Source organism: Pseudokineococcus marinus (genome assembly GCF_013004605.1).
Classification (GTDB): domain Bacteria; phylum Actinomycetota; class Actinomycetes; order Actinomycetales; family Quadrisphaeraceae; genus Pseudokineococcus; species Pseudokineococcus marinus.
Window position 1 is genome coordinate 1 of sequence record NZ_JABEMA010000573.1, and the last position, 971, is coordinate 971.

Annotated in this window: 1 protein-coding gene; it reads right to left on the reverse strand. The window is 79.2% G+C overall.

Annotated features, from left to right (window positions below):
* Window positions 1-94: 94 nt before the first annotated feature.
* A partial coding sequence (locus HLB09_RS17575; RefSeq protein WP_171204556.1) for a chorismate-binding protein occupies window positions 95-971 on the reverse strand: 877 nt, incomplete at its 5' end.

The window sequence follows — 971 nt, forward strand, 5'->3', positions numbered from 1 at the left end:
GCCTCCGCCGCCCCGACGGCGCCGCCCGCCTCGCGCGCTCGCCCCGCGCCCCCCACGTCACCCTCCGCCGGTCCGCCGTCCGCCATGGCGACGATCATGGTGCGCCGGGAGCGCGGGAGGCCAGTCGCAGGAGGCGCGCCGCCTTGAGCTCGGTCTCCTCCCACTCCTCCTGCGGGTCCGAGCCCCACGTGATGCCGGCGCCCGTCCCGAAGCGCAGGACGCCCCCGAAGGCCGCGAAGGTCCGGATCCCGACGGCGAGCTCGGCCGCGCCCCGGCGCGCGTCGACCCACCCGACGCCGCCGCAGTAGGGCCCCCGCGGCGCCGCCTCGAGCGCGGCGAGCGCGTCGAGGGCCGCCCGCTTGGGTGCTCCGCTCACCGAGGCGGGCGGGAAGGTCGCCCGCAGGAGGTCGGCCCAGGTCGTCCCCGGTCGCAGCCGGCCGCGCACGGTGGAGACGAGGTGGTCCAGCCCGGGGTGGGCCTCCCGCGCCAGCAGGGAGACCACCTCGACCGTCCCGGGCCGGCACGCGCGCTGCAGGTCGTTGCGGACGAGGTCGGTGATCATGACGTTCTCGGCGACGTCCTTGGGGCCGAGCGGCCCCCCGGGCGCCGCGGTGCCCTTGATGGGGCCGCTCTCGACGACGTCGCCGCGCCGCCGCAGGAAGAGCTCCGGCGACGCCGGGACGACGAAGCCCTCGTCCCCGAGGTCCAGCACGCCGGAGTAGGGCGCCTCGTTGCCCTCCCGCAGCCGGGCGGCCAGGGCCCAGGGGTCGGCCCCCGGCCGCAGGGGCGCCTCGAGGACCCGGCAGAGGTTGGCCTGGTAGACGACGCCGGCCCGCACCAGCTCGCGCACGAGGCCGACGCCCGCCGTGTACGTGGCGCGGTCCGCCGAGGAGGTCCACTCCTCGGCGGCCGGGCCGACCCACGACCCGCCGTCCGGGGGCGCCGCCGGCCGCACCCGGCCGAAGCGCCAC